The sequence below is a fragment of the Pseudoxanthomonas suwonensis J47 genome, from assembly GCF_000513955.1.
Taxonomy (GTDB): Bacteria; Pseudomonadota; Gammaproteobacteria; order Xanthomonadales; family Xanthomonadaceae; genus Pseudoxanthomonas; species Pseudoxanthomonas suwonensis_C.
Genome location: NZ_KI911330.1, coordinates 68647 through 75892 on the forward strand (window position 1 = coordinate 68647; position 7246 = coordinate 75892).

The 7246-nt window shown below is 68.2% G+C and carries 5 protein-coding genes; 3 read left to right on the plus strand and 2 right to left on the minus strand.

Annotation, left to right across the window (positions count from 1 at the left end; genetic code table 11):
- Positions 1-55 precede the first annotated feature (55 nt).
- A complete protein-coding gene (locus M503_RS0113430; protein WP_028919816.1) occupies positions 56-1507 on the minus strand; it encodes a Do family serine endopeptidase in 1452 nt (483 codons plus the stop codon).
- A 678-nt stretch (positions 1508-2185) separates the two neighbouring features.
- Between M503_RS0113430 and M503_RS0113435 the strand changes: the two genes are divergently transcribed.
- The 3 genes from M503_RS0113435 to M503_RS0113445 all read left to right on the plus strand — a co-directional run bounded on the left by M503_RS0113435 (position 2186) and on the right by M503_RS0113445 (position 5889).
- Complete coding sequence (locus tag M503_RS0113435; RefSeq protein WP_037061463.1) at positions 2186-4342, plus strand: adenosylcobalamin-dependent ribonucleoside-diphosphate reductase; 2157 nt, start codon at positions 2186-2188, stop codon at positions 4340-4342.
- 123 nt (positions 4343-4465) lie between these two features.
- Positions 4466-5023 (plus strand): hypothetical protein, encoded by a 558-nt coding sequence (locus M503_RS16550; RefSeq protein ID WP_037061470.1) that lies wholly within the window; start codon positions 4466-4468, stop codon positions 5021-5023.
- 89 nt (positions 5024-5112) lie between these two features.
- Entirely contained in the window at positions 5113-5889 is a 777-nt protein-coding gene (locus M503_RS0113445) for an NrdJb (RefSeq protein WP_028916719.1), read from the plus strand.
- A 69-nt stretch (positions 5890-5958) separates the two neighbouring features.
- On the opposite strand, the gene M503_RS0113450 is transcribed toward M503_RS0113445, so the two are convergent.
- Entirely contained in the window at positions 5959-7179 is a 1221-nt protein-coding gene (locus M503_RS0113450) for an ISL3 family transposase (RefSeq protein WP_155952008.1), read from the minus strand.
- Positions 7180-7246 lie beyond the last annotated feature (67 nt).

The window sequence follows — 7246 nt, forward strand, 5'->3', positions numbered from 1 at the left end:
GGCCGGGTGTAGGCCCCGTTACGGGATGGCGGTTGCGGCGCCGGGCGCCGCACCGTCATTGCATCACGAGGTCGCCCTGCACGTTACCGCGGACGATGCGCAGCACCAACCGCTGCGGCGGTTCGGCCAGGGTCGAGCGGAAGCTGGCCAGGTCGTCGAAGCTGCCGGCCGAGCTGGCGATGATCAGGTCGCCCTTCCGCAGGCCGCTGCGCGCGGCACGGCTGCCGGACTCCACCGCTTCGACCAGCACGCCGCGCAGCCGCGCCTGGCGCTGGCTTTCCGGCAGTTCGGCCAGGCGCGCGCCGGACAGGCGCGGATCGACCGCGCTGCCGTCCACCGCGCGCGGCTGTTCGCGCAGGGTCGCCTGCAGTTCCACGCGCTTGCCGTCGCGCAGCACCACCAGCGGCACCTTGCTGCCGACCTGCTGCAGGCCTTCGAAGTTGTGCAGCGACAGCGGGTCGCTGATGCGCTGGCCGCCGGCCTCCACCACCACGTCGCCCGGACGCACCCCGGCCGCGGCCGCGCCGGAACCGGCGTGCACGCGCGTCACCAGCGCACCCTGCTGGCCGTCGGCCAGGCCCAGCGTGCGCACCAGGCGCGCGTCCAGCGCCTGCGTGTCCACGCCCAGGGTGCCGCGGCGCACCTCGCCGGTGGTGACCAGCTGGTGGACCACGTCGCGGGCCAGGTTCGACGGGATCGCCAGGCCCAGGCCGATGTTGCCGGCCATGCTGCCGCGCGGATTGAGCGAGGCGGTGTTGATGCCGACCAGCTCGCCGCGCAGGTTGACCAGCGCGCCGCCGGAGTTGCCCGGGTTGATCGAGGCGTCGGTCTGGATGAAGTTCTGGTAGCCCAGCCCGCGGATGCCGCTGCGGCCCACCGCCGAGACAATGCCCGAGGTCACCGTCTGGCTGAGGCCGAACGGGTTGCCGATCGCCACCACGTAGTCGCCCACCTGCAGCTGGCCGCTGTCGCCCAGCGGCAGGCCGGTGAGGTTCTCGGCCGGGATCCGGATCAGGGCCACGTCGGTATCGGCATCGGAGCCGAGGAACTCGGCCTTGAGCGTGCGCCCGTCGGCCAGGGTCACCGAGACGTCGTCCGCGCCCTCGACCACGTGGTGGTTGGTCAGCACGTAGCCGCGCGCCGCGTCGATGATCACGCCCGAGCCGAGCGATTCGTTGATGCGCTCCTGCGGCACCTGCGGGAACAGGCGGCGGAAGAACGGGTCGTCGAAGAACGGGTTGCGCACCGCCACCCGCTGCTTGGTGTGGATGCTGACCACCGCCGGCATCACCCGGCGCAGCATCGGCGCCAGCGACGGCAGCGGCTGGCCGTCGACCGCCGCCGGCAGCGCGGTGGAGGCGATGGCAGGCACGGCCGCGGCCGGCGCCGGTGCGGCCGGCATCGCCTGCGCACGGTTGTCCATCAGTTCGTTCACCGCGGTGGCGGCGAACCCGCCGAACGCGGCGGCGGCGGTGAGGGCAAGCAGGGTCCCGGTCGAACGCTTCATCGGCTTCGGCATCGTGGAGTTGGTGTGCCTGTTCAGTTTGACAGCACATCTTCAATCGATGCTGAAGGTGGGGACTTGTTGCCGGGCAGGCAAGTGCCGCCAGAAAGGGTGGTTCACCCCTCCTCGGGGCCGTAGCGCGGATAAGGCGGAAGGCCGCTTCCGGGGGTCGCGGCCCTCTGGGTCGTGGGCGTGCTCCTCTCCCCTTGGAGAGGGGCCTCCCGCACATGTGCTGCATCGCGCCAGAAAGCGCTGCTGCAAGGCCCTTAACACCCCCTGCCGTAGCCTGCGCGAAGGGCCTGCGCACGCTCCTCGCAGGGCCTGCCGACCCCCGGCCGATAGCAACCACCGAAAGCCCGCGCAAGCGGTTGACACCCCCCAATTTGGGGGGTAGCGTGGCGCCCTGTTGCACCACTAGATATAGCGGTCCAGCAGACCCAAGGCCCAAGCGATGGTGTTCAGGTGCAGCAAACCTGAACAGGCGTCGTCAAGCCCCAATCGCCCGGGGGTGGCGAGCGGATGAGGCAGGAAAACGCAGTCGGCGGCGGCCTCCGGGCCCGCAGGAAATCCACCGTCTGACCCGGCGAGCGGCGCGTGCGAACGCGACCCGCCGGCCTTGCCGTCCCCGCTTCGCCCCCCGGTCCCCCAGGAATCCGGCGTGGCAAGGAGAACCCGACAGACATGAGCACGGTGCGCCTCGAAGTGGTCCAGGACAACACCAAGAACGGCGGGCAGATCCCGCTGCAGCCCGCCTCCCAGGACATCTGGGACAAGAAGTACCGCCTGAAGACCAAGCAGGGCGTTCCGCTGGATGCGGACATCGACGGCACCTACCAGCGCGTCGCCCGCGCCCTGGCCGATGCCGAGCAGACCGAGGAGAAGAAGTCCTACTGGTACGAGCGCTTCCTGTGGGCGCTGCGCCGTGGCGCCATCCCGGCCGGCCGCATCACCTCCAACGCCGGCGCGCAGGAACACAAGCCGGCCACCAGCACGATCAACTGCACCGTGTCGGGCACCATCACCGACTCGATGGACGGCATCCTGGAGAAGGTCCACGAGGCGGGCCTGACCCTGAAGGCCGGCTGCGGCATCGGCTACGAGTTCTCGACCCTGCGTCCGCGCGGCGCGTTCGTCGCCGGCGCCGGCGCCTACACCTCCGGCCCGATGTCCTTCATGGATATCTACGACAAGATGTGCTTCACCGTGTCCTCGGCCGGTGGCCGTCGTGGCGCGCAGATGGGCACCTTCGACGTGTCGCACCCGGATGTGAAGGACTTCATCCGCGCCAAGCGGGAGGACGGCCGCCTGCGCCAGTTCAACCTGTCGCTGCTGATCACCGACGGCTTCATGCAGGCGGTGGAGAACGACGAGGACTGGCCGCTGGTGTTCCCGCTCAGCCGCAAGGAAGAGGGCGACATCGACCTGGCCGACGCCAGCAAGGTGGTGTGGCGCGACTGGCCGACCCAGGAGAACTACATCGTCCGCGACGACGGCCTGGTGGCCTGCAAGGTGTACGGGCACATCCGCGCCCGCCACCTGTGGGACATGATCATGGTCTCCACCTACGACTACGCCGAGCCGGGTTTCATCCTGATCGACAAGGTCAACGAGATGAACAACAACTGGTGGTGCGAGACCATCCGCGCCACCAATCCGTGCGGCGAGCAGCCGCTGCCGCCGTACGGCGCCTGCCTGCTGGGCTCGGTCAACCTGACCACCTTCGTGCGCGACCCGTTCACCGACAGGGCGCGGTTCGACTGGGACGAGTACAAGGAAGTCGTGCGCGTGTTCACCCGCATGCTCGACAACGTGGTCGAGGTCAACGGCCTGCCGCTGCCGCAGCAGCAGGCGGAGATCCTGCGCAAGCGCCGCCACGGCATGGGCTTCCTCGGCCTGGGCAGCACCCTGACCATGCTGAAGATGAAGTACGGCTCGCCGGAAAGCCTGGAATTCACCGAGCAGGTCGCCCGCGACATGGCGGTGGCCGGCTGGGAAGTGGGCCTGTCGCTGGCCAAGGAGAAGGGCCCGGCCCCGATCATGGAAGAGCGCTTCACCGTGACCCCGAAGATGCTGCGCCAGCGCCCGGAAATGGCGAAGGACGGCTGGCGCGTGGGCCAGGAGATCGAGGGCAAGGTGCTGCACGCGCGCTACAGCCGCTACATGCAGCGCATCGCCTCGGTGGCCCCGGAACTGGTCGACGAGCTGGCCGAGATCGGCGCGCGCTTCACCCACCACAGCTCGATCGCCCCCACCGGCACCATCTCGCTGTCGCTGGCCAACAACGCCTCCAACGGCATCGAGCCGTCGTTCGCGCACCACTACAGCCGCAACGTGATCCGCGAAGGCAAGAAGTCCAAGGAGAAGGTGGACGTCTACAGCTACGAGCTGCTGGCCTACCGCCACCTGGTCAACCCGAAGGCGATGCCGTTCTCCGAGGACCCGGAAGCGAAGCTGCCGGAGTACTTCATCTCCGCCGACGACATCTCGCCGAAGGAGCACGTAGACGTGCAGGCCGCCGCCCAGAAGTGGGTGGACAGCTCCATCTCCAAGACCGCGAACGTCCCCACGGACTATCCGTACGAGGACTTCAAGGACATCTACCGCTACGCCTACCAGCAGGGCCTGAAGGGCTGCACCACCTTCCGCTTCAACCCGGCCGCCTTCCAGGGGGTGCTGGTGAAGGAGAAGGACCTGGAGAACACCACCTACCGCTTCGAGCTGGAAGACGGCTCGGTGGTGGAGGTGAAGGGCAACGAGGAGATCGAGTACGACGGCGAGACCCATACCGCCGCCAACCTCTTCGACGCGCTCAAGGAAGGCTATTACGGCAAGTTCTGAGGTTGGGGCCGTGGTGCGCGCTGTTCCGGGCGCCCGCCGCGGCCTGTCCTGAAGCAGTACGGCGCCCGGAACGGAACGTAGTCCCGATTACCAGGCAAGAGAGTGCCCCCAGGAGGGCTCCCCATGAGCAATGGCAATGGTGTGACGGCGACCATTTCCGAGGCCGCCGATGCAGTGAAGGAACGGGCCGTGGAGATCGGCCAGACGATCGTCGCCACCGCCGAAGGCGCGGTGGAAAGCGCCGGCGCGGTCGTGGTCCAGGCCAGGGAAACCGCCACGCGCGCGCGCACGGCGGTGAAGAAGACCACCGGCAAGGCCCGCAAGGCGGTGACCGGGACCGTGGCCAAGGCCCGCAGGAAGCTGACCGAGGCCAAGGCCAAGGCCGCCGCCGAGGCCGACGCGCTGCGTTCGAAGCTGGGCAGGAAGAAGGCCGCGAAGAAGACGGCCAAGGCTGCGAAGAAGGCTGCGCCGAAGAAGGCCGCTGCGAAGAAGGCCGCTCCGGCGAAGAAGGCTGCTGCGCTGAAGGCGCCGGCGAAGAAGGCTGCGGTGAAGAAGGCGGTCGCGAAGAAGGCGCCCGCGAAGAAGACCGCGGCAAAGAAGGCTGCGCCGAAGAAGGCCGTCGCCAGGAAGGCTCCCGCGAAGAAGGCCGCTGCGAAGAAGGCCACCAGGCGGGCGAAGTAACACTCCAACGCACTACGTCCCTCCCCGCGAGGGGAGGGACGGCGGCGGCATCCCCGCCGCTTCCACGAAACACTCAAAGGACACGCAAGATGGCCGTCAAGATCGACAAGAAAATCAAGGGATACGCCGTGGTCACCCCGGAGGACAAGGCGCGCGAGGCTGCGCCGCCGCCCGCGGCTGCTCCCGTCGATCGCCCGGCCGCCGAGGCCAAGGACAACATCATCCAGATGCACGAGCGCATCGAGCGCCCGGACGTCCTGATCGGCAGCACCTACAAGATCAAGTCGCCGATGGTCGAGCACGCCATGTACGTGACCATCAACGACATCGTCCTCAACGCCGGCACCGAGCACGAGCTGCGCCGTCCGTTCGAGGTGTTCATCAATTCCAAGTCGATGGACCACTTCCAGTGGATCGTCGGCCTGACCCGCATCATGTCCGCCGTGTTCCGCAAGGGCGGCGACGTCACCTTCCTGGTGGAGGAGATGAAGGCCGTGTTCGACCCGCGCGGCGGCTACTTCAAGGCCGGCGGCGTGTACATGCCCTCGCTGGTGGCCGAGATCGGCGCCGTGGTCGAGGAGCACATGAAGTCCATTGGCCTGATCCACGACCCGGAACTGAGCGCGCACCAGAAGGCGCTGATCGCCGAGAAGCGCCGCCAGTTCGAGGAGCGCCAGAAGAAGAACGCCGAGCCGACCCCGGCCGCCGTCCAGGTCACCGGCCCCCAGGAAGACATCGCCGTGACGGGCGACGGCACCAGCTTCCCGCCCAGCGCCACCATGTGCCACAAGTGCAACACCAAGGCCCTGGTGATCATGGACGGCTGCGCTACCTGCTTGAACTGCGGGTATAGCAAGTGTGGGTGAGGGCTCACATTTGCTAGCTGCGCAAGGGGTCAGGTTCAGGGGTGAACCTGACCCTATTTTTTTGGTTCTTCACCCAACTCCGGGGAAGGCCGCCCGGATCTTGAGGAAGAAGTAGGCGTCATCGCGGAAGCCGTAGGCCATGCGCTTGATGACCTTGATCTTGTTGTTGATGCCCTCGACCAGGTTGGTGCCCAGCGGCCACCGGCAGTGGGCCAGGATGCCGGGCAGGTAGGGCTCCAGGCGCCGGACGAAGATCTTCAGCGGCTCCAGCCCGCTGCGCAGGGCCCGGCGCTTCCACTGCTTCCAGGCGCGTAACGCCCAGGCGCGGCTGCGATATCGCCACAACTGTTTGAGGTCGTCCTTGAGCAGGTAGACGGTGAGCAAGGCGCGGTTGGCTGCCAGCAGTTCGTCCAGGTGCACGGCTTTGTCCGCCGGTACGTTCTCCCGGTTGCGCAGCAGCAGCCAGCGCGAGGTCTTCACCACGCGCCGGGCGGACGTGTCGCCACGCAACCGGTTGGCTTCGTCCACCCGGACCCGGTCGATCACCTCGCGGCCGTACTTGGCCACCACATGAAACAGGTCGTAGACCACCTCGGCGTTGGGACAGTGCTGGCGCACCTCCAGGTCATAGGCGGTGTTCATGTCCATGGCCACCGCCTGGATCTGCGCGCAGCGCTGCGGACCCAGCAGTTCGAAGAACGGACGCACCTCGGCCCGGCTGCGGCCGCGGCCCACCCACAACACCCGCTTGCGCTGCGGATCGACCACCACTGTGGCGTAGCGATGGCCCTTCTGGATCGCGAACTCGTCCATGGCCAGCAACCGCACCCCGTCCAGGTCCGGTGGCCCCAGCGTGCGCTCCAGGTACCGGTAATCGATGGCCTTGGCCGTCTTCCAGTCCAGGCCATGCCACTGCGCGGCGTGCCGCACCGAGGTGACCGCGCACAGGCGCGCCACGCTGCGGGCCAGACGCCGGGTCACCCGGGCATGCCGGTCCAGCCAGTCCAACTGCTCCAGCCGGGGACCACAGCGCGGGCAGGCCAGGCGCAGCCGTTGCACCCGCAGCTCCACCGACTCCTCGAACACCGGCAGGTCGCGGATCCGCCGCACCGTGCGGTCGTGGATCGCCGCCACGGGCTGGCCGCAGCCGCTGCAGCAACGCCGCACGCCCTCCTGCGGATCAAGCTCGATCACCAGCCAGCGTTGGCCGCCGCGCGGCTCGCGATGCCAGCGGCTTACGCCATATCCCGCCCAGCCTCCCAGCGGGGACATACAATCCAACTCGGCCACGGCCGGCCCCAGTTTGTTGCTTCGACACCAGCAAGTCTGCCGGGTCGGCCGTGTGCCTCTCTCCCCT

Bases quoted from the DNA above. Each gene is read 5' to 3' on its own strand.
- M503_RS0113430 (WP_028919816.1), bottom strand. From the start codon at position 1,507: ATGAAGCGTTCGACCGGGACCCTGCTTGCCCTCACCGCCGCCGCCGCG.
- M503_RS0113435 (WP_037061463.1), top strand. From the start codon at position 2,186: ATGAGCACGGTGCGCCTCGAAGTGGTCCAGGACAACACCAAGAACGGC.
- M503_RS16550 (WP_037061470.1), top strand. From the start codon at position 4,466: ATGAGCAATGGCAATGGTGTGACGGCGACCATTTCCGAGGCCGCCGAT.
- M503_RS0113445 (WP_028916719.1), top strand. From the start codon at position 5,113: ATGGCCGTCAAGATCGACAAGAAAATCAAGGGATACGCCGTGGTCACC.